Below are 1,064 nucleotides of genomic sequence, written 5' to 3' on the forward strand. Positions count from 1 at the left end.
CCGGACTTAACTTAGTATGATGGTTTGAGGCCCTTGCACCTGTTGGTGTGGGGGCCTCACCTGTTTAACCCGCGGGGTGTGTGGGGGTACGGGGGTGTGTGGTTCTGCCTGGCGGTGGGGCCTTTTCGTGCTTTAACCGGCGAGGAGCCATAGTCCATACTGAGTGTCTGCCCACATTGCCCCAGATTCTTATGGTATGGGCATCTGGCTCCCGTAGACTTGATAGAGATGTACATGCCGGACGGCATGGTGAATAGTAAATAGTGAAGTGCATCGCAAATGCGATCACGAAGGTTGCGGTTTTGAGATAGCCGCTGAAGGGGACATTACATGTCTAACGAATTCCGCCGTAGTTCCGAACGCGGACAGGGCGACTTCCGGAACTCAGAATCAAACCGCAACAATTCGCGCGATGGCTTCAAGCGCAATGACGACAACCGCGGCAGCGGCTTCAAACGCGACGACAACCGCGGTGGCGGCTTCAAGCGTGATGACAACCGCGAAGGCGGATTCCGTGGCGCCCGCGATGATAACCGTGGTGGTTTCAAGCGTGACGATAACCGCGGTGGCGGCTTCAAGCGTGATGACAACCGCGAAGGCGGATTCCGTGGCGCCCGCGATGATAACCGTGGTGGTTTCAAGCGTGACGATAACCGCGGTGGCGGCTTCAAGCGTGATGACAACCGCGAAGGCGGATTCCGTGGCGCCCGCGATGACAGCCGTGGTGGTGGTTTCAAGCGCGATGATAACCGTGGTGGTTTCAAGCGTGATGACAACCGCGAAGGCGGATTCCGTGGTGCCCGCGATGATAACCGTGGTGGTTTCAAGCGTGACGACAATCGTGGTGGTTTCAAGCGTGACGACAACCGTGGTGGTTTCAAGCGTGATGATAACCGCGAAGGCGGATTCCGTGGCGCCCGTGACGATAACCGCGGTGGTTTCAAGCGTGATGATAACCGCGAAGGCGGATTCCGTGGTGCCCGTGACGATAACCGCGGTGGTTTCAAGCGTGATGATAACCGCGAAGGCGGATTCCGTGGTGCCCGCGATGATAACCGTGGTGG

At 57.8% G+C, this 1,064-nt stretch carries 1 protein-coding gene; it reads right to left on the reverse strand.

Going from position 1 to position 1,064, the window contains the following annotated elements:
• Window positions 1-390 precede the first annotated feature (390 nt).
• The coding region (locus CQ015_RS19100) for a hypothetical protein (RefSeq protein ID WP_181150471.1) at window positions 391-1,064 on the reverse strand (674 nt) is incomplete at its 5' end.

The organism is Arthrobacter sp. MYb221 (assembly GCF_002979835.1).
Classification (GTDB): Bacteria; Actinomycetota; Actinomycetes; order Actinomycetales; family Micrococcaceae; genus Glutamicibacter.